28 protein-coding genes are annotated in these 21,794 nt (G+C 67.4%); 12 read left to right on the plus strand and 16 right to left on the minus strand.

Annotation, left to right across the window (positions count from 1 at the left end):
* Position 1: 1 nt before the first annotated feature.
* Positions 2 to 1,135, minus strand: coding sequence for an IS630 family transposase (locus ACQP1V_RS11660; protein ID WP_433411369.1), 1,134 nt, complete (start codon positions 1,133 to 1,135; stop codon positions 2 to 4).
* A gap of 100 nt (positions 1,136 to 1,235) precedes the next feature.
* Here ACQP1V_RS11660 and ACQP1V_RS11665 point away from each other — a divergent pair, with 100 nt between their 5' ends.
* Positions 1,236 to 1,571 (plus strand): hypothetical protein, encoded by a 336-nt coding sequence (locus tag ACQP1V_RS11665; RefSeq protein ID WP_433411371.1) that lies wholly within the window; start codon positions 1,236 to 1,238, stop codon positions 1,569 to 1,571.
* Between the two features lie 46 nt (positions 1,572 to 1,617).
* Here ACQP1V_RS11665 and ACQP1V_RS11670 read toward each other — a convergent pair whose 3' ends face one another.
* Complete coding sequence (locus ACQP1V_RS11670) at positions 1,618 to 2,289, minus strand: DUF2306 domain-containing protein (protein ID WP_433421888.1); 672 nt, start codon at positions 2,287 to 2,289, stop codon at positions 1,618 to 1,620.
* Positions 2,290 to 2,460: 171 nt separating this feature from the next.
* On the opposite strand from ACQP1V_RS11670, the gene ACQP1V_RS11675 reads away from it, so the two are divergent.
* From ACQP1V_RS11675 to ACQP1V_RS11685, 3 genes are all read left to right on the plus strand, one after another.
* Complete coding sequence (locus ACQP1V_RS11675) at positions 2,461 to 3,447, plus strand: NAD(P)-dependent alcohol dehydrogenase (protein WP_433421890.1); 987 nt, start codon at positions 2,461 to 2,463, stop codon at positions 3,445 to 3,447.
* Positions 3,448 to 3,829: 382 nt separating this feature from the next.
* Positions 3,830 to 4,174, plus strand: coding sequence for a DUF6247 family protein (locus ACQP1V_RS11680; protein WP_433421893.1), 345 nt, complete (start codon positions 3,830 to 3,832; stop codon positions 4,172 to 4,174).
* The gene (locus ACQP1V_RS11685; protein ID WP_433421895.1) at positions 4,175 to 4,417 is read left to right on the plus strand and encodes a hypothetical protein; all 243 of its coding nucleotides are present in this window, start codon (positions 4,175 to 4,177) and stop codon (positions 4,415 to 4,417) included.
* Positions 4,418 to 4,995: 578 nt separating this feature from the next.
* On the opposite strand, the gene ACQP1V_RS11690 is transcribed toward ACQP1V_RS11685, so the two are convergent.
* The 6 genes from ACQP1V_RS11690 to ACQP1V_RS11715 form a co-directional block, all read right to left on the minus strand.
* Positions 4,996 to 5,595, minus strand: a complete 600-nt coding sequence (locus tag ACQP1V_RS11690; RefSeq protein ID WP_433421897.1) for a dihydrofolate reductase family protein — start codon at positions 5,593 to 5,595, stop codon at positions 4,996 to 4,998.
* A 2-nt stretch (positions 5,596 to 5,597) separates the two neighbouring features.
* Positions 5,598 to 6,434, minus strand: coding sequence for a metalloregulator ArsR/SmtB family transcription factor (locus ACQP1V_RS11695; RefSeq protein ID WP_433421900.1), 837 nt, complete (start codon positions 6,432 to 6,434; stop codon positions 5,598 to 5,600).
* 573 nt (positions 6,435 to 7,007) lie between these two features.
* Positions 7,008 to 7,481: a hypothetical protein gene (locus tag ACQP1V_RS11700; protein ID WP_433421903.1), complete on the minus strand. Its 474-nt coding sequence runs from the start codon at positions 7,479 to 7,481 to the stop codon at positions 7,008 to 7,010.
* A gap of 230 nt (positions 7,482 to 7,711) precedes the next feature.
* Entirely contained in the window at positions 7,712 to 7,912 is a 201-nt protein-coding gene (locus tag ACQP1V_RS11705) for a hypothetical protein (protein ID WP_433421906.1), read from the minus strand.
* 150 nt (positions 7,913 to 8,062) lie between these two features.
* Complete coding sequence (locus tag ACQP1V_RS11710) at positions 8,063 to 8,719, minus strand: hypothetical protein (protein WP_433421908.1); 657 nt, start codon at positions 8,717 to 8,719, stop codon at positions 8,063 to 8,065.
* A gap of 343 nt (positions 8,720 to 9,062) precedes the next feature.
* Positions 9,063 to 9,479 (minus strand): MerR family transcriptional regulator, encoded by a 417-nt coding sequence (locus tag ACQP1V_RS11715; RefSeq protein WP_387412555.1) that lies wholly within the window; start codon positions 9,477 to 9,479, stop codon positions 9,063 to 9,065.
* Between the two features lie 59 nt (positions 9,480 to 9,538).
* Here ACQP1V_RS11715 and ACQP1V_RS11720 point away from each other — a divergent pair, with 59 nt between their 5' ends.
* A complete protein-coding gene (locus tag ACQP1V_RS11720; protein ID WP_433421911.1) occupies positions 9,539 to 10,345 on the plus strand; it encodes an MBL fold metallo-hydrolase in 807 nt (268 codons plus the stop codon).
* Positions 10,346 to 10,619: 274 nt separating this feature from the next.
* On the opposite strand, the gene ACQP1V_RS11725 is transcribed toward ACQP1V_RS11720, so the two are convergent.
* Genes ACQP1V_RS11725 through ACQP1V_RS11735 form a run of 3 tightly spaced genes read right to left on the minus strand, consistent with a single transcriptional unit; the run spans position 10,620 to position 12,667 of the window.
* The gene (locus tag ACQP1V_RS11725) at positions 10,620 to 10,859 is read right to left on the minus strand and encodes a helix-turn-helix transcriptional regulator (protein ID WP_067130920.1); all 240 of its coding nucleotides are present in this window, start codon (positions 10,857 to 10,859) and stop codon (positions 10,620 to 10,622) included.
* 51 nt (positions 10,860 to 10,910) lie between these two features.
* The gene (locus ACQP1V_RS11730; protein WP_067130923.1) at positions 10,911 to 11,762 is read right to left on the minus strand and encodes an ABC transporter permease; all 852 of its coding nucleotides are present in this window, start codon (positions 11,760 to 11,762) and stop codon (positions 10,911 to 10,913) included.
* Complete coding sequence (locus tag ACQP1V_RS11735; RefSeq protein ID WP_433425806.1) at positions 11,759 to 12,667, minus strand: ABC transporter ATP-binding protein; 909 nt, start codon at positions 12,665 to 12,667, stop codon at positions 11,759 to 11,761. Before ACQP1V_RS11735 ends, ACQP1V_RS11730 begins: the two co-directional genes overlap by 4 nt.
* 222 nt (positions 12,668 to 12,889) lie before the next feature.
* Here ACQP1V_RS11735 and ACQP1V_RS11740 point away from each other — a divergent pair, with 222 nt between their 5' ends.
* From ACQP1V_RS11740 to ACQP1V_RS11755, 4 genes are all read left to right on the plus strand, one after another.
* Entirely contained in the window at positions 12,890 to 13,174 is a 285-nt protein-coding gene (locus ACQP1V_RS11740; protein WP_433421915.1) for a hypothetical protein, read from the plus strand.
* Between the two features lie 279 nt (positions 13,175 to 13,453).
* Positions 13,454 to 14,107 carry a class I SAM-dependent methyltransferase gene (locus ACQP1V_RS11745; protein ID WP_433421918.1) on the plus strand — a complete coding sequence of 218 codons (654 nt, stop codon included), beginning with the start codon at positions 13,454 to 13,456 and terminating at the stop codon, positions 14,105 to 14,107.
* Positions 14,108 to 14,449: 342 nt separating this feature from the next.
* The gene (locus ACQP1V_RS11750) at positions 14,450 to 15,142 is read left to right on the plus strand and encodes an alpha/beta fold hydrolase (RefSeq protein ID WP_433421921.1); all 693 of its coding nucleotides are present in this window, start codon (positions 14,450 to 14,452) and stop codon (positions 15,140 to 15,142) included.
* A gap of 152 nt (positions 15,143 to 15,294) precedes the next feature.
* Positions 15,295 to 15,477: a hypothetical protein gene (locus tag ACQP1V_RS11755; RefSeq protein ID WP_433421923.1), complete on the plus strand. Its 183-nt coding sequence runs from the start codon at positions 15,295 to 15,297 to the stop codon at positions 15,475 to 15,477.
* Between the two features lie 52 nt (positions 15,478 to 15,529).
* On the opposite strand, the gene ACQP1V_RS11760 is transcribed toward ACQP1V_RS11755, so the two are convergent.
* Positions 15,530 to 16,018: a MarR family winged helix-turn-helix transcriptional regulator gene (locus ACQP1V_RS11760; protein WP_433421926.1), complete on the minus strand. Its 489-nt coding sequence runs from the start codon at positions 16,016 to 16,018 to the stop codon at positions 15,530 to 15,532.
* A 71-nt stretch (positions 16,019 to 16,089) separates the two neighbouring features.
* On the opposite strand from ACQP1V_RS11760, the gene ACQP1V_RS11765 reads away from it, so the two are divergent.
* On the plus strand, positions 16,090 to 16,704 hold the full coding sequence (locus ACQP1V_RS11765) for a TIGR03086 family metal-binding protein (protein ID WP_433421928.1): 615 nt from the start codon (positions 16,090 to 16,092) through the stop codon (positions 16,702 to 16,704).
* The gene (locus ACQP1V_RS11770) at positions 16,701 to 17,117 is read left to right on the plus strand and encodes a RidA family protein (protein ID WP_433421930.1); all 417 of its coding nucleotides are present in this window, start codon (positions 16,701 to 16,703) and stop codon (positions 17,115 to 17,117) included. The genes ACQP1V_RS11765 and ACQP1V_RS11770 overlap by 4 nt, the downstream gene beginning before the upstream one ends.
* Before the next feature lie 57 nt (positions 17,118 to 17,174).
* Here the strand turns inward: ACQP1V_RS11770 and ACQP1V_RS11775 are convergent, their stop codons facing one another.
* Together ACQP1V_RS11775 and ACQP1V_RS11780 are read right to left on the minus strand one after the other, a co-directional pair.
* Entirely contained in the window at positions 17,175 to 18,446 is a 1,272-nt protein-coding gene (locus tag ACQP1V_RS11775; protein WP_433421933.1) for an RNA polymerase sigma factor, read from the minus strand.
* Positions 18,443 to 18,676 (minus strand): hypothetical protein, encoded by a 234-nt coding sequence (locus tag ACQP1V_RS11780; protein ID WP_387412537.1) that lies wholly within the window; start codon positions 18,674 to 18,676, stop codon positions 18,443 to 18,445. The genes ACQP1V_RS11775 and ACQP1V_RS11780 overlap by 4 nt, the downstream gene beginning before the upstream one ends.
* Before the next feature lie 197 nt (positions 18,677 to 18,873).
* Between ACQP1V_RS11780 and ACQP1V_RS11785 the strand changes: the two genes are divergently transcribed.
* Positions 18,874 to 19,599 carry a hypothetical protein gene (locus ACQP1V_RS11785; RefSeq protein ID WP_433421937.1) on the plus strand — a complete coding sequence of 242 codons (726 nt, stop codon included), beginning with the start codon at positions 18,874 to 18,876 and terminating at the stop codon, positions 19,597 to 19,599.
* Between the two features lie 13 nt (positions 19,600 to 19,612).
* On the opposite strand, the gene ACQP1V_RS11790 is transcribed toward ACQP1V_RS11785, so the two are convergent.
* Positions 19,613 to 21,079 (minus strand): serine/threonine-protein kinase, encoded by a 1,467-nt coding sequence (locus ACQP1V_RS11790; protein ID WP_433421940.1) that lies wholly within the window; start codon positions 21,077 to 21,079, stop codon positions 19,613 to 19,615.
* Positions 21,080 to 21,385: 306 nt separating this feature from the next.
* Positions 21,386 to 21,727, minus strand: a complete 342-nt coding sequence (locus tag ACQP1V_RS11795; RefSeq protein ID WP_387412533.1) for a cupin domain-containing protein — start codon at positions 21,725 to 21,727, stop codon at positions 21,386 to 21,388.
* Positions 21,728 to 21,794 lie beyond the last annotated feature (67 nt).

A 21,794-nucleotide genomic window follows, 5' to 3' on the forward strand; every position in this document is an offset into this window, starting at 1 on the left:
CTCAACTTGCTGTCTTCTTCAAGAGTGCGGCACGTGTCCGTTCCTGATCGCGCCGGGTGAGGTAGCGGATGTGGTCGGCGCGTGCGTCGTAGCGCCACCGGTACGGCTGCGCGGTGGCGTTATGGCGGATCGTGAACGTGTCGATCTGCTGCATCAGGTTCTCGCGGGAGGTGAAATCACCGCGGCGGAGAAGGCGGCGGGTCAGCACGGAGAACCACATCTCGATCATGTTGAGCCAGCTGGCGTGCTTGGGCGTGTAGGTGACCGTGAACCGGGGGTGGGCGGCCAGCCAGGCGCGGGTGGCCTTGGAGGTGTGGCTGGCGCCGTTGTCCAGGATCAGGTGGATGTCCAGGGCCGGGTCGATCATCTGATCGAGCAGGATGAGGAAGGCGATGAAGGTCGCAGATGTGTTGCGGTCGATTCGTTCGGCCAGGATCTGGCCGGTCAGGACGTCCATCGCGGCGAGGATGGAGACGGTGCCGTGGCGGATGTATTCGAACTCCCGCCGGGCGGCATGGCCGGGCCGGCCGGGCCGAGCGCAGATCTCGGGGTGTTTACGGGATTTGGCTTGGATTCCGGTCTTTTCGTCCACGCTGAGCAGGACCGCACCTTCGGGCGGGTTGAGGTACAGGTCGCAGACGGCGCCGGCCAGGTGCCAGAACTGCTCATCGTCGAGCCGGTTGAGCCAGCCCCGGACGCGGTGCGGCCGCAGGTCGGCCTCGGCCAGGATCCGCCCGATCTGGGAGGCGGAGATTCCGGTATCGGCCAGGTGGGCGGCGATCGTCGTGTGCGTCCAGGCCGCCTGTCCCTCGGGCGGGGTGCTGGTTGCGCAGGCGATCACCCGTAACCGCACCTGGGGGCCGTAGAGTTCGGGGCGGCCCGGCCGGGGCAGGTCGACCAGCCCCTTGATGCCGCCCGCGGCGAACCGGTCGCGCCATTTACGGACGGTCGTCTCTGTCGTGGACAAGCGTTCGGCGACCGCGGCCACCGGCAGGCGCTCGTCGGCGATCAGCACGATGATCCGGGCGCGCAGCACCAACGACTGCGGGCTGGAGTGCCTGCTGATGATTTTGTTGAGGCGCCTCCTGCGGCGATGACCGATGGTGATGACGACCTCGCTGACCGGTCCAGCCATGAACTCCCATCCTTCGGTGGTCACGAGTGATCGCCCGAGGATGCAGTGCTGACGGTGTCGAAGCGGGACCAACACACCGCTATCGGCCACAATCGTCACCATGCCGGTACCGCCCAAGCAGGTCAAAGTCCTCGTCGAAGAGGACGCCGATTCCTATGCCTTCACGCACTGGCCTCAGCTGGGAGAGGTGACCGTCCGCTGGAAGGGCTCTTTCGGCTATCTGACCGGGCATTTCGATGACGACGAAAGCGATGAGGGTTTCCCGCTGGCCCGGATCGAGTACCTCGGCGATCCCGACGCCTGGGGGTTCGCGATCTACCGGGCCAGTAGCGAGGATTACGAGCCCTCGATCCTGCCGAGCGGCAGCCGCGTCGGCACGCCCAGCGAGGCACTGGAGTGTGCCTGCCGTGTCCACCTTGCAGAATCAGAGGGTTGACTCCGAGTGATCACCTGAACCCCTCAGGGATCTTTGCGGCACTGCACTAGGGTCTGCGGATGATCCACTCGGCCACGGCGAGGTTGATGATCCATCCGGCGGCCACGAGCAGGGCCCTGGGGATCTCGCCGAGGGGGCCGACGAGGAGCATCCAGGGGAGCTGGGTGAACGCCTGGGTGCCTGCGGCCATGCCGATCGCGTAGGCGCGGATCATCCAGGCGTGGTGGCGGCGGAAATCTCTCCGCCGGACCGCGGCGAAGCCGAGCACGAGGGAGGCCGCCATCGCCGTGCCGAACACGAGCCGGAACGCCGTGAGGAGATCGCCGTCGCCTTCCGGGCGGGGATAGAACACGGTCATCCACAGGCCGGAGAGTGCGGCGACAAGTCCGCATACAACGAGAGTCCGTCCTGCCATGCGGTGCCAGCCCGGCCTCCGACGACGGAACCTCTTCGCGAACTGGAAGGCGCCCACAATGCCGTAGAGCGACGCTCCGATGATGTGTAACACCACGGGTAGCGGTGTCGCGAAGAATCGCGCGTTGGCGGGGGTGATCGCCGCGCCACCTGCTAATTCCCCCACACGCAGCGCACCGGCGACCACCGGAATCACGCTGAGCATGATCAGGCCGGTGGGCCCCATCCATCCGGGGACTTTGGCGCCCCGCCCGCCCGGCTGTACCTTCTGGAGCTTGCTGTCCCTCACACTGCTTTCGGTCATGAGGGGATCGTGGCTTCTTCGCCCATGTCTGCTCATCACACGAACGGTCCGATTCAGGTCAGCCGATCATCCAGCGATCAGGCGTACTTTCGGCTGATCCGGTGGTCTGGCCGCGTTTCTTAGCCTTTTGGCTGCCTCCGCACTCGCATTGACTCGCATAAGGAGATGGCGATGAAGGCGTTCGTCTCACGCTCGTACGGGCCACCCGACGTCCTGACACTTAGCGAAATCCCCATCCCCGTTCCTCGCGACGGCGAGGTCCTGGTCCGGGTACGTGCCAGCTCCGTCAATCCGTACGACTGGCATAACATGCGCGGCGAACCGTACCTGGCCCGCCTGATGCCCGGCGGCCTCGCGCTCCGCACCCCCCAGGTCACCATCCTGGGCGCAGACATCTCCGGCCAGGTCGAATCCGTCGGCAGAAACGTCACGGAATTCCGCCCCGGCGACGAGGTCTTCGCCGTCATCAGCGGTGGCGGCTTCGCCGAATATGTCTGCGTCCGCGAATTCGACCTCGCCCCGAAGCCGGAGAGCCTCTCGTACGAGGAAGCCGCCGCGGTTCCCATGGCCGCCAACACCGCCCTCCTCGCCCTGCGCGACGAGGGTCATATCCTGCCGGGCCAGCGTGTTCTCATCAACGGCGCGTCTGGTGGGGTCGGCACGTTCGCCGTACAACTGGCCCGCGCCCTCGGCGCCGAGGTCACCGGCGTCTGCAGCGCTCGGAACGTGGACCTGGTCCATTCCCTCGGCGCGACCAAGGTCATCGACTACACCACCCAGGACTTCACTCGCGAGAGCCAGCGCTACGACCTGTTCCTGGACATCGCCGGAAGCCGACCGGTCTCCGTCTCCCGACGGACCCTGCGCCCCGAGGGGGCCTATGTGGTGGTCGGCGGCCCGCCGGGTCGCTGGATACAACCCATGGGCCATGTGCTCTCCGCCCTGGCGGTATCCCGCTTCGCCGGCCAGCGGATATCGGTGGCAGACGCCCTCAAGTGCCCCAGCCCCAAACAGAACCTGCAGACGTTGAGCGCATTCCTGAACGACAAACGAGTGATCCCGATCATCGACCGTCACTACCCCTTCGAAGAAATCCCCAGGGCAATCGGCTACCTGGAGGAGGGCCATGCCCCCGGCAAGGTCGTCATCTCCTTCTGAGCGGTGCCCTCACCGGAGGCGTCCCACACGTGACGCACCATGGCCTACAGCAGGTACGGAGCCGACGAGGGCCCGGTCAAGGCGATACAAGGTTTCAGGTGCCGCTCCCCTTCCGACACCGGTTCTGCTTGCTACCGGTGATCGAGTCGGCCGAGATCCGGGCCTCTGAGGGCTTGATCACCGTGCCGTCAGCATGCCATCAGGCCAGGCCGAGTAGCGGGCGAAGGTAAGAGCTGTATGAGGTTGGCCCGCAGGTCAGACGCCCACAGTGCTATCAGCGGTTTCCATCGAACTGGAGCAACCCCGCCCAGAGGGCCAAACCACGTTTGGGAGTCATGCGGTCGGCTGGGCCGCATCGAGTGCCTGTACGTACACTGACGGCATGAGTGCGCAACCGCAGGAGTCCACTCCTGAAGGGCACCTGCCGGAGAAGAACCTGCGCGCCATCCGCAGAGCGTTGGTCGTTCCGCAGGACCGAGACGGGTTCGACGCTGGTCTTGACGTCGTCCTGGCGGAGGTCCGCGCCAGTTTGGACCTCGGTCGGCTGAGCGAGTTCATTCACGCCTGGTGGCTGATCGCGTGCGACTCCGTCAAAGATCCGCAGGGCCGCAGAGACCTCTACGAGCGGGCCGCCCGTGTCCAGGAACTGGCCGACGTCGGCGAGTCGATCCCTCGGGGCGACAAGACGTGGCGCGAACTGCTCGCTGAGCGCGGGGTCGAGCGGTAGGTGTACTCGATCGTCGAGCCCGATCCTGTCGCTCAAGAACAGATCGCTGCCCTCCCCGACGATGCCTTGCGATATCTAGCCGGAGCGCTGGATCTGATTGAGCTGGAGCCCTGGGCCGGCGGACCACAGTCGCCAAGCAAGCTCGACGGGAACATGCGGGTCATGCCGTTCGGAGAGTGTGGGCTCGTGACCTATCTCGTATTGGATCCTCAGCGCGAGGTGTATGTCGTCCGCGTGCAGTAGATCTAACCTTCCGTCTGCTCGCAGGCGTGGCTGTACTGGGTGACTATCTGGGAGACAAGCGCCATGGACGAGCCTGGACGGTGGTGGACCGTCGTGGACTGCATGGCCAGGTCAGGGCGGGTGCCGGTGCTGGTTCCGCCCCTTCCTGGGTTGACCTACGAGCGAGGGGTCACTGGTTCGAACCCAGTACCGCCCACCAGCGAGAAGAGCCCTGCCTTCCACCTGTCGAAACGGGGCTCGTGCCATTAGCGTGCCATTGGCCGATGCGGGCGATCTCGCTCAGAGATCGCTCGCCTTGGTCGGCAGGACTTCTGTGACCTTTCCGTTCATAGCGTTCGCGATCTTGCGGTCAGCCTCCGCCGTGCGTAGATCATCGCGGCGCGGACGGTGTCGTGCCCCATCCGCTCCATGAGATCCCGAAGCGTCGCGCCCGGACCGGCGGCGATCCTGTTGCCGGTGCGCCGGAGATCATGGAAGTGCGGGCCGGGGAAACCGATCTTCTTCGTGGTTTCGCCCAGTCGGCGGCTTTCAGAGTGGCCTCCGGTGATCACGCGAATTTGACCGCCGGACGCCAGGGACTAGCGGACGCGGTCGTAGACCATGGCGATCTCGCCCAGCTCGCCGGTCTCCTGGTGTGTGAGCGTCCACTTCGAAGCCGGCAGGCCGTCGTCGAACAGTCGCTGCCCACCTCCGGCGATCTCTGGAGTGATCATGAGATACAGCCGGTCGAGCAGGTCCGCTGAGAGGAGCGCCTTGATGATGCCGGCGCTGCTGTTGACGAGGATGTCGCCCTCACCGGTGGTCTTGAGGTCGGTGACGACGTCCGCAGCGGGGCCGTTCACGAGGCGGGTGCGTTCCCACGGCGCCTCGGTCAAGGTGGTCGAGAGGACCACCTTTTCCGTGTCGACCAGCCACCTCGCGTATCCGCGATCACGTGGATCGGCGTTCTCGTCTTCGGCGACCGTCGGCCAGAACCCCAGGAACCCCTCGGCATTGAGCCGGCCGAGCAGCGCCGTCGTCGCGCCCTCCCAGATCCGGGTGAGGTGATCTCGCGCGACCTCGGTGGTCGCGTACGGGACGATCGCGCCCAGATCGCCGGGCCCGCCGGGTCCGTTGTAGCGCCCGTCGAGGGTGAGGCTGATGTTCGCGGTCACCCGGCGTCCGGTCGGGTTGGTCATGGCTATGCTTCCTTTTCCTTGGTTCGCGCTGCCTTGGTAGTGCGCTGAGATGCGCCGATGGCGTCGGCGAGGTTGTCGAGCACCTGGCCCCAGCCGGTTACGATCCCGGCGATGTAGGGAACGGCCTCGACGGTCGTTTCGGTGATACGCAGGCCAAGCCGCAGCCGGGTGCCGTCAGGGACCACGGCGAGGGCCAGGTCGTAGCGGCCGGTGAACGAGACCGCCCCCGCCGCGTTCAGCACCGAAAGGTCGAACACGAGGTGCTCAGGTTCCTTCGCGGCGTGGACCCGCCCCTCGGAGCGGTATCGCCCCTCGGCATCGCGATACTCCAGGACAGCGCGACCACCCGGCTTCGGCTCAAGGGCGCAGTCGGTGACCGTCATCGACTGCGGGGCCCACCAGGACGCAAGAAGGTCCGGGGCGACCCAATACCGCCAGACGACGTCCCGGGGCACGGCCAGCACGCGCTCGAACGAGAAGGTGCGCCCGTCGGCCCACCGTTCCCGGTCCGCGACCGCGGACTCCGCTTCGATGGCGGCGCGGTAACGCGCGATGACGTCTCGCTCGTTCACATGCGCCTCGATGGTCTCGACCAGTTCCCGCAGGCGGCGCTCGAGGGCCTTCAGCGGCGCCGCCTCGACCGCGTAGACGCGACGTTGCCCGAGCGGGAAGACCGTGACGAGACCGGCGCGGGCCAGGGTCTGGAGGTGCTTGGTGGTCTGCGGCTGCCGTAAGCCGGTCAGCTCAGCCAGTTCGCCGACAGACCGGGGCCGCTCGGCAAGAAGCTCGACGATGCGCCACCGCGCGCCGTCTCCAAGTGCTGATGCGAACTGATCCACGAGGCAAAGTATTCACCACTAGGAATATTCTTGTCAAGGAATGCTTTGCAAGGTCGGATCGGCTGCGGATGGCTCCGCCACAGACGGCCACCCCGCGACAGCGTGCACTTCGCCGCAGGGATCGCTCTGTACTGCAGCAGCCTGCTCGTCCCCGACATCGCCGCCGCTGTTTACCGGCGCTGCCGGCACATGCTCGACACCGGCGACGGACGCAGCCGCAATAGACCAGCTCGAATACCTGGTTGCAGTTGTCTTACAAGTGAAGGGTTACTGGAGTACCGCCCACCAGCGGAAACAAGCCTCGTGGCGATCTTGCTGCGGGGCTTTGTGCCATTGGCTGAGGCGCGCGATCTCGCTAAGTGACCGCGCGCCTTGCGTGGCAGGACTTCTGCGATCTTCCGCGCATCGCGGACACAGCAGCCTCAGGCATGGCTCAGGACAGGCCCGCCACGACACGACGCCTGGTCGGCCGGCCGCTCGCCTGGTGGCGGAGTCGGCCCTCGTCGCAGGACGCGTCTCGCGGATGCTCGGGCTTGAAGCCGGATGGTCGGCGAACTTGGTAGGTCAAGTGCGTCAGTGCTCGTCGGGGCAGTCGGCCGCAGACCAGACAGCTTCCAGGTCACGACAGGTCACCATGACCATGCCGACGGGCCAAAGAGCGATCTCATGCGTACAGCCGTCGGCGTGCGGCAGGACCTCGTCCAGGATCACGACACTGCGATACAGATCCTCGCGGCGCAGGTCGAGCGAGATGGCGGACACGCCGACATAGCCGATGCTCAGGTCTTCCTCGTGCTTCCAGCAGTTGTGCCGGAAGCCGATGTCCAGCCGCATTCCGGCGTCGTCCTCGGTGACCGTGACCCGCCCGAGCGCGAGGTCCTTGACGCATCGCCGGCTGGAGAAGTCGTAATGCCCGGCGTCTGTCGCGAACGCCCGAGCACCGACAGGAAGGTCAGGAGCGAGCGCGGGAAGCTGTCGCACGTACTCCGAGGGATCGAGCACCCCGTCAAGGCCGTTGATCGTCGCGTTGGGGTTGACGTACTTCATATCGGTCAGCCAATCGGATATGTGCCTGGATTGATCAGGGCGTTATCGCATCGAGTCCACGGCCAGGTCTTCCCACGCGAGTGCCTGGAATGCCCGCAGTTCGGGCCCGCTGCCGAATATAGGTATCACGGGCGGCGGGGCGTGCGGTCTGGGGCCGGTCCTCGCCGCCGACAGCTCGGGCCGGCGCCGTCACGTGTCAGTAGAGCACCGCCTTTTTCCCGCTGACATGCTCAAAGCATTTGCCATAGCATCGCCCCGTGCTTCGACTCTTTGGGCTCACAGGCCGAAACGTCTTTCTCGCAATCGGCACCGCCGGCCTTGTCATCGGAGGGTTCCTTGCCCTCAACGGAGAACAAGGCAAAAGTGGCCCCTTCCTCCAAATAGCAATGATCGCCATGCTTGGAGCGATCGCCTGCGCCGTAACCGAGCATCGCGACAAAAGGAACTGATACCTCCGGTGTGGGTCTCGGCTCCGGGTGATCGCCACGAGCAGAAGCCGGGCCCGTAGCCGGCTGGGGCGGGTGCGTGAGCTTCCCGCCCGGCACGGGTGTAAGCGACAGTACGGCTCCCGGGGCGATTGCTTACGGGGAAGGCTCAAGCCACGGAAAGCCGTCGGGGTCAGCTGCGGAGCGGGCCTGAACCATCGCGTCGTCGTGTCCACGCACGTCATTCAAGAATGGGAATTCCGCAGGAGTCACCCGGATCTTGGCCACCGGCCGGGCCGGCGCCAGTTTTGCCACCTGGCGCTGGCGAACACCTCGTGTCGGAGGCTCATGCTCGAACCCCTCGGCGGAGAGGAGATAGACCGTTCCTTCCTGCCATGGGTCGAGGTCGAGTACGGGCCGGCTGATGGAGAAGTAGTAGTAGGGCTCTCCGGAGAGGTCCCTACACGAGTTCATCATCGACAGCGGATGATCACGCTTGAGTATCGCGTAGAACATCGGCCAGATGCCGTCCGACGCCGCATAGACGGCTGTGCGATTACCGAAGTCGTCGCTGTCGTAGGACCGGCGTGGTTCGAAGCGTTCGACCGAGGGATTGTTCGAGCCGTGGAGAACGTATCCGGCTTGCTCGGCGACGTAGCAAAGGAACTGCCACTTCGGCGCGGCCAATGCATAGGGAATCGGTTTGCCGGGTCCTTGGGCAACCGCGTCAGCGAGCAACGAGGCGAAGTCGGCCAGGGTCTTGTCGTCCGGGCTGAAGGGCGGCCGGGGCAGCCAATAGGCAGGAAGATCCACAACCTCAACCTACACACCGTGCTAACCGTGGAATCCTCCAGCCGAACCCCGCCGGGGACGCGACGCAAGCACATCGGACCCTCTCTCGGAAACGGTCGTCATCGGCTCCGGAAGTACCTGTACGTACGCCGACGGCATGAGTGTGCGACCGCATGAGCGCACCGAAGACATCTGGCCGGAGAAGGATCTGCGTTCTATCCGCCGGGCGCCGGCTGGGCCGCAGGACCGAGACAGGTTCGACGGAGGTCTCGGCGTCGCCTTGGCTGAGGTCCGCGCCCAGGGTGGACGTCGGTCGGCTGAACGAGTAGGCCGAGGCGGTGGGGCGGCGTTCTGCGGCTCCGCATCAATGAGAAGAGGCGGTCGATTCAGTTCGGGCGTTCCACACGGCTCGCTTGAAGTCGGGACATTCCGTCAGCGGCTCGTGGTCACAGGTCGCGGCGTGGTCGAGAGCGTCGCGCAACCGGATCAACTGGGCGATGCGCTGGTTCAACTCCCCGGCTTTGACCGCCATTTTTTCGCGTACCTCCTGGTCGCCGGGGCCGGCTCCCAGAAATGAGCCGATTTCGGCGATTCCGAAGCCGGCACTGCGAGCGCACATGATCAGTCCGAGGCGTTCCAGCACCTCGGGTCGGTAGGCGCGGCGCAGACCGTTGCGGCCGGTGCTGGAGATGAGACCTTTGCGCTCGTAGAACCGCAGCGCCGAAGGGGCCAGCCCGGTGCGCTCGGCTACCTCGCCGATATCCAGCAGTGTCTCGTCCACCCCGGTGACTTCCTTGTCTCCTTGACTTGAATCGCGGTTCAAGTTGCAGTCTAGGGCGCATGAAGATCCATCACCTGAACGTCGGGTCGCTGAGGGAGATCGAGGCGACCTACAGCGCCCTCACTCCCAGGCCGATCGTGTGCCACGCTCTGCTGGTCGAAACCGATGACGCCGGCCTCGTGCTGGTGGAGACCGGCCTCGGACTGGACGATGTCCGACGGCCCGAGGAGTCGCTGGCCGCCGACTGGGTCGCGCTGACCGAACCGCTTCTGGACCCAGATGAGACCGCCGTCCGTCAGATCGTCCGTCTAGGGCATGACCCCGCGGATGTTCGCGACATCGTGGTCACGCACCTGGATGTGGACCACTCCGGCGGGCTGCCCGACTTCCCGCAGGCGAGGGTTCATGTGGTGGAAGCCGAATACAGGGCCGCGCTGGCCGAGGCCCCGAGCCGCCGCTACCGCCCCGCCCACTGGGCGCACGATCCGCACTGGATCACCTACGGCAGCGACGGCGGTCAGGACTGGTTCGGGTTCCCCGGGGCGCGTCCGCTGGAGGGGCTGCCGCCGGAGATCCTCTTGGTGCCGCTCGGCGGTCACAGCGCCGGTCATGCCGGAGTGGCCGTACGGCATGATGACCGATGGCTGCTGCACGCGGGCGACGCCTACTTCTACCACCGGGAACTGGACGGTGACCCCCCTCACGGGCATCCGCTCATGGACATCGTGCAGCATGAATCGCAGGTCGACCGAGCGGGCCGCCTCGACACCCAAGCCCGGCTGCGCGCGCTCGTGCGCGAACACGGGGATGAGGTGACCGTCGTGTCCGCACATGATCCCTGGGAGTTCGACCGCGTCCGACCATGAGCTTCGGGCGCATCCAGATGGCGGCCGCGCGATGAGACCGCGATCGAGGTGCGGAACAAGGAGGTCTGGGCGGCGGCACCGCCACCAGCGGAAAAGAGCCTCGTCTCCCACCTGTGGAAACGAGGCTCGTGCCGTTGGCGTGCCGTCGGCCGATGCGGGTGTCGTGCTCAGTGACCACTCGCCTTGTTCGGCAGGAGCGACCCTCCCGTCCATGGCGTTCGCGATCTTGTGGTCCGTGCCGCCGCGGTGGGCGCATGCGCTCTACGCGCGCCTGTCATACGCCGCGCTCTGCGGCCCCGATACGAGGGAACGGGGCGGTGGAGAAGACGACCTCCACCGGGACCTCGAAGTACGCGGCGATTCGCAGGGCCAGGTGCAGGCTGGGGCTGTATTCCCCGCGCTCCAGGTAGCCCACCGTCTGGTAGTGGACCCCGAGGGCTTCGGCGAGTTGCCTGCGGGAGATCCCGCGTTCCGCGCGCAGCATGGCGATGCGGTTGTAGATCACCTCGCTCATGGCGTTCGTCTTTCTCGTGCGGTTCAGCGGGTTCCGGTATGTGCGGCGGCGTCACGACAGGCGTTGCATGGCCTTCTCGCGACGGGCCGCCACTTTTGACCCGGACTCGCGACGCGCCATCCGGCGCAGCACCATCGGCGCCACCACCAGTCCGGCGACGGCCCAGGCCCCGAGGACTCCGACGGTCTCCAGGTGACGCCAGGAGCCGCCGATCTCCACGGCCGCCATTGTGTCGGGGAGCAGTGCCGAGCGCATCCCGAGCCCAAGCCAGTAGATCGGGAAAGCCTGTCCGATCCACTGCAACCACTCCGGGAACTGGGTTATCGGATAGAAGATGCCTGAGGTGGCGGTGAGCCCCATGATGGGCAGCATGAGCAGCCCTGAGCTGCGGGGGTTGGAGAACAGGGATCCGGTGATCGCGCCGATCGGCATGGTCGCCACCAGGCCCAACAGCAGCACCCACGCCAGGGTCACCCACGAGCCGAGACTGCCTGTCGCCAGGCCGTCGAAGATGAACAGGCCGGGGATCAGTACGATGGCCTGCGCGATCAGGGTCATCCCGGACACCCGGACGATCTTGCCGATGAGGTAGCCCAGCATCCCGTTGGGGATCGCCTTGACACGCAGCAGGGTGCCGTCATCGCGGTCGATCGCGAGCAACTGTGTCACAGTCATCAGCCCGCCGGAGGCGACGCCCATGCCGAGAACGCTCGGCAAGGTCATGGACCCCAGGGAGAAGTTCGTGCCCGCGACCGTCGAGCCTCGCATGAACAGCATGGCGACCAGCAGGATCGCTGAGAAGAACAGGTTGGACCCGATGTCCTGAGGGCTGGTGAGGCTCTGCTTGAGCTCAAGCAGACCGCGCTTCAGCCCTGCTCGTACGGCGATCGATGTCGCGTTCATCGGGCCACCACCTCATCGGTCCCGGAGCGCTCCCGGACTCCGAAAGGATGCGCGGCCACATTCCGGCCGGCTTCGTGCTCACGCACCAGGGCCATGTAGGTGTCCTCCAGGCTGGCCCGGCGCACCTCCAGGTCGGAGATGGCATCGCCATGCTGGTTGAACAGCTCGTGAACGAACCGCGTGGCCTCGATTGTCGTGTGCACGAAACGCCCGCCGTCGTGGCTCCACCGTACCTCCGCCTCCGTCGGCATCCGCCGTGACAGCTCGTCGGCCGAACCGTCGGCGATGATCGACCCTCCGGCCAGGATCAGGATGCGGTCGGCCAGTTTCTCGGCCTCGTCCAGATCGTGCGTGGTGAGCAGGATCGTGGTGTCGTCGCTGTCGGAGAGACGATGCACAAGGTCGTGGAACTCCCGTCGCGCCTCCGGGTCGAACCCGACGGTGGGCTCGTCGAGGAAAAGCAGCTCCGGGCGGCCCACGATGCCGATCGCCACATCGAGCCGGCGCCGCTGACCGCCGGACAGCTGCCCGACCTTCTTCTTGACGTGCTCGGTCAGCCCGACCGCGCTGACAAGCTCGTCGACGTCCCATGGACGGCGGATCCGCTCCGTGGAGTAGGGCACGTAGTAGGAGGCGAGGTGCGCGAGCAGCTCGCCCACCCTCCATCTGGCGTGATCGCGCCAGGACTGCAGCACCACGCCGAGCCGCGCCCGCCATCGCTCGTCCCCGTGGGCCGGGTCCACACCGAGCACCTCGACGTGTCCGGCTGACCGCATCCGGAAACCTTCCAGGATCTCGATCGTCGTCGTCTTGCCCGCCCCGTTCGGCCCGAGCAGGGCGAGCACCTCACCGCGGCGCGCCCCGAAGGTGACCCCACTGAGCACGTCAGCTGTGCCGTATCGCATCCGCAGGTCGCGGACATCGAGCACGGTGGTCTCGTCTGGCGGCCTGGGGTTCAGTACCGATGCGGCTGATTCGCTCACGACTGTCACGGCCCACCTTCCTGTCTAAGTCTTCATAAGAAATGTAGCAGGAGTGCTATGAAAGGCAACACTTGTACTGACTGTGGAGATCGCCTGGCGCGACCTCCCCTCAGGCGGATCGCCGCGTCGGCGTGTTCGACGAGCGTGCGGGGGTCGATCGCGCTCGGCGACTACCGGCCGGGCGGGAACGACATCGATTTCGTCGCGGTGGCCGGCGGGCGGCCCGATGTGGAGGTCCTCCGCAGGGTGCGCGGCGAGTTGAAGGCGCGCCAGGCGAAGCCGTTCCTCGACGGGCTTTACGTCACGTGGGACGACCTGCGGCACGACCCTGGCCCGGCAAGGCCATGGTGCTGGAGAGGAGGTGACGTCGGACAACCCGTCGCGACCGGCGTGGGCCTGTCGGTGCGGCCATGGCGGGACGGCCGGTGATGCGCCTTGGGCGCGGAGAATGGGGCCGGCCTGGCGCGGTGGCTGAGCGGTACGCCGATGTCCCGCCAAGCCTCGTCAGCCTTGTCCGGCGGTAACGGATCCAGGGCCTTGCATACTTTCTTCTATGGATGACCGGCCCCCTGCCGGTCGCCGCCGCGGCGTGACCCGTCGGCGGGGGCCCGGGCCGTACGGCCCCCGCCGACGATCGCACCTCGTCGAGCGCTGCACAGCCATGGCAGGATGAGCGGCTTCAGCCGAGCGCCCAGAGAGGCATCTGCCGTGTCCGACTTTGACAGCCAGGTTTCCTACTGGGATGCCGTCGCGGCCACGAAGACGTTCACTCATCCGCTCCATCTGCCTTGGCTCGACGGGATCAGCGCAAACGCTGCGATCCTCGACTATGGATGCGGATACGGCCGCATCATGGAGGAGCTCGAACAGCGCGGATTTCACAACCTCACGGGCGCGGACACCTCGCCAGAAATGATCAAACGGGCCCGCGGTCTGCACCCTGCCATGCGCTTCGCGATCTTGGATGCACCACCCGTTTCGCCCTACCCGGACGCGAGCTTTGACGCGGTCCTGCTTTTCGCCGTGCTGACCTGCGTCCCCAGCGATGAAGCCCAACACCGGTTGATCTCCGAGCTGAACCGCATCCTCAAGCCCGGCGGGATCCTCTACGTCAGCGATCTTCTGCTGCAAGACGACGAACGCAACCGCAGCCGGTACGACCGGTATGTGCAGGAGTACGGCTGTTATGGCGTGTTCGAAACAGGCGACGGCGCCGTCTGCCGCCATCACTCTCGCGAGTGGCTCTCCGGCCTGCTCGCCGAATTCGAACCCGTCGATGCCCGAACCATCACGGTGTCCACCATGAATGGGCACGAGTCAACCGGGATCCAGATCCTCACGCATAAGCCGATGGCGGCATAAAAACGGCTCAGATCCGCAGGTGTCGACAATTACTTGTCCTCTTGAGCGGAGAGTGGTTGGCGTCCAGGTTTTGACGGCAATAGCCTCCAAGCGTGGACATACCGTCTGATCTCGATCGCGTGCTGGAGTCCCTATACACGGCCTTCTCTCCGTATCCGCTTCCGGAGAAAGTGGAAGTCTGTTACCACTGCGTGTCACCTGAAGATGTCCGGGCGGTGCGCTCCGCGCCCCTTCGGATGCTCAGCGCATCACGTCGGATCCATCGGGCGGATGCGGCGGATCGGCGGCCGGGTGCGGTGACGGGGGGCGGAAATTGTCGGCCGGCTTCGCTAGGTTTCCGCCATGGCGGAATTCGTATTGGTTGCCGGGGCGTGGCTGGGAGCGTGGGCCTGGGACGAGGTGGTGCCGGAGCTGCGCGCGGCGGGCCACGGCGCTCACCCGTTGACGCTCTCCGGCCTCGCCGAGAAGCGGGGCGTGCCGGCCGGTCAGCAGACCCACGTCCAGGACATCGTCGATCTGGTCGAACGGCTCGACCTACGTGAGGTCGTCGTGGCCGGGCACAGCTACTCGGGCATCCCGGTGGGACAGGCCGCGGAGCGGATCGGGGACCGGCTGACCCGCGTGGTCTTCGTGGACTCGAACGTTCCGAGGCCCGGGGCGGCGTTCGTCACCCACCCCTACGGCCGGGTGGTGGAGGAGTCGATCGCCGAAAATCAGGGCTTCTGGCCGCCACTGGCCGCGGCCGACTACGACGGCCAGGGGCTCGCCGACGACCAGATCGCCCGGATCGTGGCCGGCTCGACGCCGCACCCGGGGGCGTCGTTGACCGAGGCGGCCGTGCTGGAACGGCCGCTCGGCGAGCTGCCGGCGACGTACATCAAGTGCCTGCTCGACGGCGACAAGCCGACCCCCGACGTGGTCGAGTTGCTGACCAGTGAGAACTGGCGGCTCGTCGAGATGGACACCGGCCACTGGCCGATGTTCTCCCAGCCGCGCGAGCTCGCGCGGATCCTGCTCGACGCCGCCGCCACGTGAGCCCGCGCTCGTAACGACCTGCCGACAGCGGCCGGACAGACGCTCACTCCGTCGGGAACTCTCGCCGGTCCGCTGCGGCTCGGTCAGAGTGCGCTGTCCTCCGGATAGCGACTCCTCATCTCGCCGAAGTAGCCTTCGGGCTACCCTTCCATGTGCTCGGGCAGTCCGTCCACGGCGCGCAGCAGCGGGGTCGCAACGATGCCGGGGCTCCCGTTCTCGACCACATCAGAACCCAGCTGGGCGAGTTGGACTCCCGCATAGCCGACCTCGCCCGGGCCCGTTCGGCTATGGGCGACATCCTCGACGCCTCCACCCGAGTACTCGCCCACGTCTGAACCGGCTGTGTCGCCTCGCTGGTAGATGTCCGCCCGGGGCGGTGGTGGAAGATCAGCGGTTGTGAGTCGCGTTCGATCGCTGAGTGGGGCGCCGATCGAGCGGAGTCCTCTCGATGATCTCTTCGCGGGGCAGTCGGTAGAGCGTATGCAGGGCGCGGAGGAAGCCGTGACGGTCTGCCTCGGGCAGGCGCGCGAGCAAGCGCTCCTCGTTGGCCTGGATCTCGGCCCGCACCGATCCGCGCACCTCGCGGCCCTCATCGGTGATCGTGAGGATCCGCGCGCGGCGGTCCCGAGGGTCCGGTTCGCGGGTGATCAGCCCGGCCGCCTGCAGCCTGTCAAGGGTGCTGATGATGCGGGTCTTGTCGGCGCCGATCGCTTCGGCGAGTGCGGCCTGGGTGCGTACCGAACCGTCATCCAGGGCGCCCAGTACGGCGTAGCCCCACATGGAGACTCCATGCGCCGCCAGCACCGGTAGTTCCGCCGCGATGAGCGACTGCAGAAGAGGATGCAGCATCTCAGCGATGTCGCGGCGGCCCGTCACGGGTCCAAGATATCCACTTGACGAGATCATAAGCATATGCAGATCATATGCGAATGCACATAAATGAGGTGATGGCAAAAGCCGATCTTGTCGCACTCGACACGCAGGCCGTCCGTGCCAGCGTCGAGGTGGCGGCTCAAGTGCGGCCCGCAGACCTGTCCCGTCCGACGCCCTGCCTCGGATGGACCGTGTACGGCCTGCTCGCGCACATGGCCACGCAGCACTACGGCTTCGCCGCGGCGTCCGGGGGAGACGGCGATCTCGCCCGGTGGAAGCTGCGTTCTCTCGGCGACGACCCCGTGGCGAGCTATCGGGTCGCAGCCGAGCACGTCATGGCGGCCTTCGCCGTCGACGACGTGCTGGATCGGGGGTTCCCGCTGCCCGAGGTGAGAAGCGGGAGCGTCTTCCCCGGGACACAGGCGATCAGCTTTCACTTCATCGACTACGTGGTGCATTCCTGGGATCTCGCCAAGGCGCTGGGGACCGAGGTCGTGTTCCCGCCGGACCTGCTGGACGTGGCTCTCGCCGTGGCGGAAGCCGTACCCGGCGGCAAGGCGCGCGAAGAGCCCGGGGCGGCCTTCGCGCCGCCGCTCACGTGCTCGGGCGGGTCACGTCTGGATGAGATCGTCGCAATCCTGGGCCGCTCACCGAGCTGGCCCGAATCTTCGAGAAGGAGCACGATATGAGCAACGGTGTCAGATTGATCCGCAATCACCAGCTCACGCAGCAGGTGGACTACGCCTATGCCGCGGTCGCCGACGCGCCGGTGCGTTCCATCTGGGTGGCCGGCGCATGCCCCCTTGATCTCAACGGCGAGACCGTCGCGGTCGGCGACTACGCCGGCCAGGCGCACCAGGTGATGCGCAACCTCGTAACCGCGCTGGAAGGGGCGGGCGCGTCACTGACCGATGTCGCCAAGACCACCGTCTACGTGGCCTCCTCCCGGCGGAGCGACCTGGTCACGGCGTGGAAGGTGTACCGGGAGTACATGGGTGAGCATGACGTGCCCAGCACGTTGCTCGGCGTGACCGTGCTCGGCTACAACGACCAGCTCGTCGAAGTCGAAGCCGTCGCCGTACTCCCAGGTGCGCGCGACTGATTCCGAGGAGACAGAACCCCGCCGTCGCACCCGGAGCGGCTTCGCGCGCCCGGACCCTCACGTGTCGAGCTGCTCGCTTGGCGGGGACGCGGTCCGAGCGGTGAGCCGGGCGGCGCGGGTGGTCAGGTAGTCGCGCTCGGGGATGCTGGTCGTCCGGCTCGCCGCCGTACGGTAGTCCTCGATGGCCGCCCGGCGGTCGCCGGCCATCTCCAGCAGGTGGGCCCGGGCGGCGTGGAAGCGGTGGTTCCCGGCGAGGCGGCCGTCGAGCGCCTTGAGCAGGTCCAGACCGGTGGCGGGGCCGTGGACCATGGCGGCGGCGACCGCGCGGTTGAGCGACACCATCGGGTTGTCGGACATCCGCTCCAGCAGGCCGTACAGCGCCAGGATCTGCGGCCAGTCGGTCTCCTCGGCCGTCGCCGCCTCGCTGTGCAGCGCGGCGATCGCCGCCTGCAACTGATACGGCCCGACCGAGCCTCTGGCCAGGGTGCGGGTGATGAGCGCGACGCCTTCGGCGATGGCGCGGCCGTCCCAGAGACTCCGGTCCTGGTCGGCGAGCGGGACGCGCATCCCCGATCCGTCGGTGCGGGCGGGGCGGCGGGCGTCGGTGAGCAGCATCAGCGCGAGCAGTCCGGCCACCTCGCAGTCGTGGGGGAGCAGCCGATGGGTCAGCCGGGCCAGCCGGATGGCCTCCCGGGAGAGCTCCACGCGGTGCACGTCGGGGCCCGCGCTGCTGGCGTACCCCTCGTTGACGATGAGGTACAGCACATGCAGCACCGAACCGAGCCGGGTCGCCCGCTCTCCGGGCGGAGGCATCCGGAACGGCACGCCGGACGCCTTGATGCGCTGCTTGGCCCGGCTGATCCGCTGGGCCATGGTGGCCTCGGGCACCATGAATGCCCGGGCGATCTCGGCCGTGGTGAGGCCGCTCACGGAGCGCAGGGTGAGGGCGATCGCCGACGCCGGGGTCAGCGCGGGGTGGCAGCACAGGAACAGCATGATCAGCGTGTCGTCCCGCTCCGTTTCGAGCGCCTCCTCGGCGGAGGGCGCGGTGAGCCGTTCCGGGGGATCCTGGGCGGCCATCAGTTCCTCGCGGCGACGCCGCGCCTGCTCGTTGCGCACCTGGTCGACCATCCGGCGGTAGGCGACCTGGACGAGCCAGCCCCGCGGGTTGTCCGGAACGCCCTGCGCGGGCCACTGGGCGACGGCGTCCAGCATCGACTCCTGCACCGCGTCCTCGGTGGCGTCGAAGTCTCCGAAGCGGCGGGCGAGGAGGCCGACGACCTGCGGAGCGAGTTCGCGGAGCAGGTCGTCGACGGCGGGCGTGCTCACCGGCTCACCCCGGCTGTCCGGCCACCGGCGCCGGGTACGACCGTCGTCCCCATCGGGAGGACGACCGAGGCCGGGGACAACGCACCGGTGGACGGCGTATCCACGGACGTCGCCCCTGTGGACGTCGTGGTCGCCGGCGCCGCCTGGGAGGCCGGCGCTCCGGCCAGTGTCAGGAACGGCATCGCGGCCCCCGTCGCCGCTCGCCCGGCTCTCGCTCGCGCGGAGAACATTTCCACCTCCTTACGCCGCCGGATTCCCCGGCGGATGCCGGATTTCCGACGTGCCGGAAATCCACGGGCGGCGATTGCGGTTATCCGCCGCGCGTCCGTGTTTTCCGGACCATTGACATCGTCTGACGTGATCGCGAATTTGCTAACCTCGAAGATTCAAGGGTGTCGTCGTCATCCGTGTGGAGGACCCAGAGAAAATGCGGACGATCCTCCTGCAGGCTGAAGCCCCCGGGCCCGAATCGTCCACTCTGGAGGTCCCTCCCGGTCGTGAGGTCAGCTTCGGTCGCGGTGACCGATCCGCTCACGTCGACTTCCCGCTGCACCATCCCGGGGTCTCGCGGCGGGCAGGGGCGATCAGGGCGGTAGATGACTACTGGCTGCTGACCAACCTCAGCCGCGCCGCCACCCTCGTGGTGGAGAACCCCGAAGGCGGCGGCGAGTTCCTCAAGGTGGCTCCCGGGCGGGCCGCGGCGCCCGTGCCGTTCGAGTTCGCCCGCGTGGTGCTGCCGGTCGCGGACCGGTCGTGCTCGTTCCTGGTGTTCGCCTCACAGCACAGCTACATCGACTTCGACGCGCCGAAGAGCACGGCGGGGGAGCCGACGCTGTCGGCGTTCGCCGTGGACGAGACGGCGAAGTACTTCCTGGTGCTGGTCGCGCTGTGCGAGCCGCGGCTGCGGGACTGCTCGTCTCCGGTCATCCCCACGGTGCCCGAGGTGCTGGACCGCCTGCGGCGCGCTCCCGGCGGCGTGGAGCTGACCCGGCCCGCCGTCAACTTCCACATCGACTATCTGGCCAGGACCAAACTGCGCGTCAAGGAGGCGTCGGGCGTGCGGAAGGCCGACTGGCAGCGGGCCGCCCTGGTGTCCGTCGCGCTCCGGTTCGACCTCGTCACCGAGGACCACCTGGCGCTGCTCGACGGCTGAGCGCGCGCACGGTTCACGGCTGATAGTCGCCGCGGAAGCGGCGCACCCGGTCCACATACGGCTGGAAGCGGGCCGGTACGCCGTTCTCCTGGCGGATCACGTCGTCGGAGGAGCGGAAGGCCGCCGCCCCCAGCAGGCCCTGGTCCCCGGGCACCCCGGCCAGCAGCGGCAGCCGTACGCACAGGTAGCGACCGACGGCGGGGATGGAGTCCTCGGGGGGCAGCGGAGGCGTCGGGATCTCATCCCGTCTGTCCACCGGAAGGTAGAAGCGCATCACGGACGGTGTCCACCGCGCGAGGCCGTACTCGTCCTTGGCCGGATCGGACAGGTCGGGGTCGAAGCCGCTCTCCGCCTTCAGGATCGCGGCGACGAGCGCCGGGGTCAGGCCGGGCTCGCCGCACAAGGTGCCGGCGTGCACGATCAGCCCGCGATATTCGCGCGGGATGTCGGAGTCGGTGCGCAGCCAGCGCGCGTAGGGGTCAGGCCGGTGGTCCACGGCCGTCGCGCCCGAGCCGCACGCGAGCGTGAGGAGAGCGGCGGCGGCCATCCCCACGACGGCGCGTGTCCTGATCCGCCCTGGCGCGCGTACGGTGCCGGCGAGCACGCGGGCCCGCTGCAGTTGGCGCGCCGCCTCGGGCCGGGACCTCGGGCGGGGCGACAGACAGTCGCCGATCCAGCTCCGCCAGGCGTCCGGCAACGAGGAGGGAAGCGCCAGGGGCCGCTCGCCGGCCGCGTACTCGGCGGCGGCGACGTAACGCGCGCGGGCCGTGGGGGCGCTGAAGGGCAGGTGGCCGGTGAGCAGCTGGCAGGCCGTCACGCCGAGCGCCCAGATGTCGGCCGAGGTCCGTACGGCGTAGCCGCGCTCGGTCAGCGGCTCACTCCAGCGCTCCGGGGGCACGTGGTCGATCGACCCCGCGGGAGGAAGGTAGCCGTGAGTCCCGTCGATCTCCGTGGCCAGGCCGAAGTCGGCGAGCCGGATGGAGCCGTCCGCCATCATGAGCACGTTGCTCGGTTTGAGGTCGCCGTGCATCCAGCCTTCGGCGTGCAGGTGCGCCAGTCCCTCGCAGATCTCCGTGATCAGTCTCGGCGCGCCGGGAACGGGAGTCCCCGGAGCCCCTGCGCGGAGCAGGTCGGCCAGCGATCCTTCGGCGAGTTCCATGACCAGGACACAGGCACCGTCGAGTTCCGGATCGCCCGCGTCCTCCACGACGAGCGTTTCGCTGACCTGGACGATGCGCGGATGCCGGAGCGTGTGGTGGAGGCGGATCTCCCGCTGGGTCATGTCCCGCAGGTGCCGCAGCTGGCGGCGGGTGACGGTGCCGGTGGGGAGGAACTTCAGCGCCGCGGGCGCCGCGTCGCCGCTCACCGGCCGTGCCTCGTAGACGCTGGCCCAGCTGCCGGAGGCGATGGGCCGGGTCACCCGCCAGTCGCCGACCTGGTACCCCGTCGGCACACTGACTGCCCAGCCCTCGGTGTCCATGTGGCGTCCCCATCTTCTCGACGTCACCCTGTCAGCGCACAGTCAGAGTGCACCGTCATGCTAACCGTTGAGGATCTTCGAATTCGAGGGCGATTCGGGAAAGCTGAGGAATTCCGGTGAAATGCGAGGCTCCGCATCCCGCTCCTCGCCGCACGGCGTCACCGGCACTTGTCGCCTAATGGCCGCCATAAGCCACTTACAGTATTTAGTCCTTTTTATGCATTTTTGGAGCTATTCATGTCGCTGAACCGCTCCGCACCTGCCGAAATCCGGCCTCCCCACGCCGACCGGTGCCCCCGGGGCGCGTCAGGCCCGGGAACCGCCGCGCGAGCCGTAGGCCGGGCCGAACACGACCAGCAGTGCCAGATCCTCGGTGATGTCCACGAAGCGGTGTTCCTCGCCCGCCGGAACGAAGATCACCGCTCCGGGGCCGACCTCCGTCTCACCGCTCGCCGCCACGATCCGGGCCCGACCTCTGGTCACCACGTAGATCTCGTCCTCGGTGTGCGGACTTTGGTCGTCGACCCCGCCGGCCGGGATGCAGTAGGTGCCAACGGACAGGTCCGGCACCTTGAGCTGCTCAACCCAATCGTTGGCGGCCCCCGCGGCGGGCTGCGCCCACTCACCCGCACCCGTGATGATCTCCATGGCGGCCAGCGTACCTGTCAGGTCGATCTCTCCGGCGGTTGGAGAGCGGAGGTGCTGCGAACCGGGC

Origin of the sequence: Microtetraspora malaysiensis, from assembly GCF_050947145.1 — a bacterium.
Lineage (GTDB): Bacteria > Actinomycetota > Actinomycetes > Streptosporangiales > Streptosporangiaceae > Microtetraspora_A > Microtetraspora_A malaysiensis.

What these genes read in the sequence shown, in the direction of transcription:
- ACQP1V_RS11680 (WP_433421893.1), top strand. Translation starts at nt 3,830, where the DNA reads ATGAGTGCGCAACCGCAGGAGTCCACTCCTGAAGGGCACCTGCCGGAG.
- ACQP1V_RS11780 (WP_387412537.1), bottom strand. Translation starts at nt 18,676, where the DNA reads ATGTTCTCCGCGCGAGCGAGAGCCGGGCGAGCGGCGACGGGGGCCGCG.
- ACQP1V_RS11705 (WP_433421906.1), bottom strand. Translation starts at nt 7,912, where the DNA reads ATGCTCGGTTACGGCGCAGGCGATCGCTCCAAGCATGGCGATCATTGC.
- ACQP1V_RS11765 (WP_433421928.1), top strand. Translation starts at nt 16,090, where the DNA reads ATGGCAAAAGCCGATCTTGTCGCACTCGACACGCAGGCCGTCCGTGCC.
- ACQP1V_RS11790 (WP_433421940.1), bottom strand. Translation starts at nt 21,079, where the DNA reads ATGGACACCGAGGGCTGGGCAGTCAGTGTGCCGACGGGGTACCAGGTC.
- ACQP1V_RS11770 (WP_433421930.1), top strand. Translation starts at nt 16,701, where the DNA reads ATGAGCAACGGTGTCAGATTGATCCGCAATCACCAGCTCACGCAGCAG.
- ACQP1V_RS11660 (WP_433411369.1), bottom strand. Translation starts at nt 1,135, where the DNA reads ATGGCTGGACCGGTCAGCGAGGTCGTCATCACCATCGGTCATCGCCGC.
- ACQP1V_RS11665 (WP_433411371.1), top strand. Translation starts at nt 1,236, where the DNA reads ATGCCGGTACCGCCCAAGCAGGTCAAAGTCCTCGTCGAAGAGGACGCC.
- ACQP1V_RS11795 (WP_387412533.1), bottom strand. Translation starts at nt 21,727, where the DNA reads ATGGAGATCATCACGGGTGCGGGTGAGTGGGCGCAGCCCGCCGCGGGG.
- ACQP1V_RS11700 (WP_433421903.1), bottom strand. Translation starts at nt 7,481, where the DNA reads ATGAAGTACGTCAACCCCAACGCGACGATCAACGGCCTTGACGGGGTG.
- ACQP1V_RS11730 (WP_067130923.1), bottom strand. Translation starts at nt 11,762, where the DNA reads ATGAACGCGACATCGATCGCCGTACGAGCAGGGCTGAAGCGCGGTCTG.
- ACQP1V_RS11725 (WP_067130920.1), bottom strand. Translation starts at nt 10,859, where the DNA reads ATGAGCGAGGTGATCTACAACCGCATCGCCATGCTGCGCGCGGAACGC.
- ACQP1V_RS11735 (WP_433425806.1), bottom strand. Translation starts at nt 12,667, where the DNA reads ATGCGATACGGCACAGCTGACGTGCTCAGTGGGGTCACCTTCGGGGCG.
- ACQP1V_RS11670 (WP_433421888.1), bottom strand. Translation starts at nt 2,289, where the DNA reads ATGACCGAAAGCAGTGTGAGGGACAGCAAGCTCCAGAAGGTACAGCCG.
- ACQP1V_RS11675 (WP_433421890.1), top strand. Translation starts at nt 2,461, where the DNA reads ATGAAGGCGTTCGTCTCACGCTCGTACGGGCCACCCGACGTCCTGACA.
- ACQP1V_RS11690 (WP_433421897.1), bottom strand. Translation starts at nt 5,595, where the DNA reads ATGACCAACCCGACCGGACGCCGGGTGACCGCGAACATCAGCCTCACC.
- ACQP1V_RS11720 (WP_433421911.1), top strand. Translation starts at nt 9,539, where the DNA reads ATGAAGATCCATCACCTGAACGTCGGGTCGCTGAGGGAGATCGAGGCG.
- ACQP1V_RS11785 (WP_433421937.1), top strand. Translation starts at nt 18,874, where the DNA reads ATGCGGACGATCCTCCTGCAGGCTGAAGCCCCCGGGCCCGAATCGTCC.
- ACQP1V_RS11750 (WP_433421921.1), top strand. Translation starts at nt 14,450, where the DNA reads ATGGCGGAATTCGTATTGGTTGCCGGGGCGTGGCTGGGAGCGTGGGCC.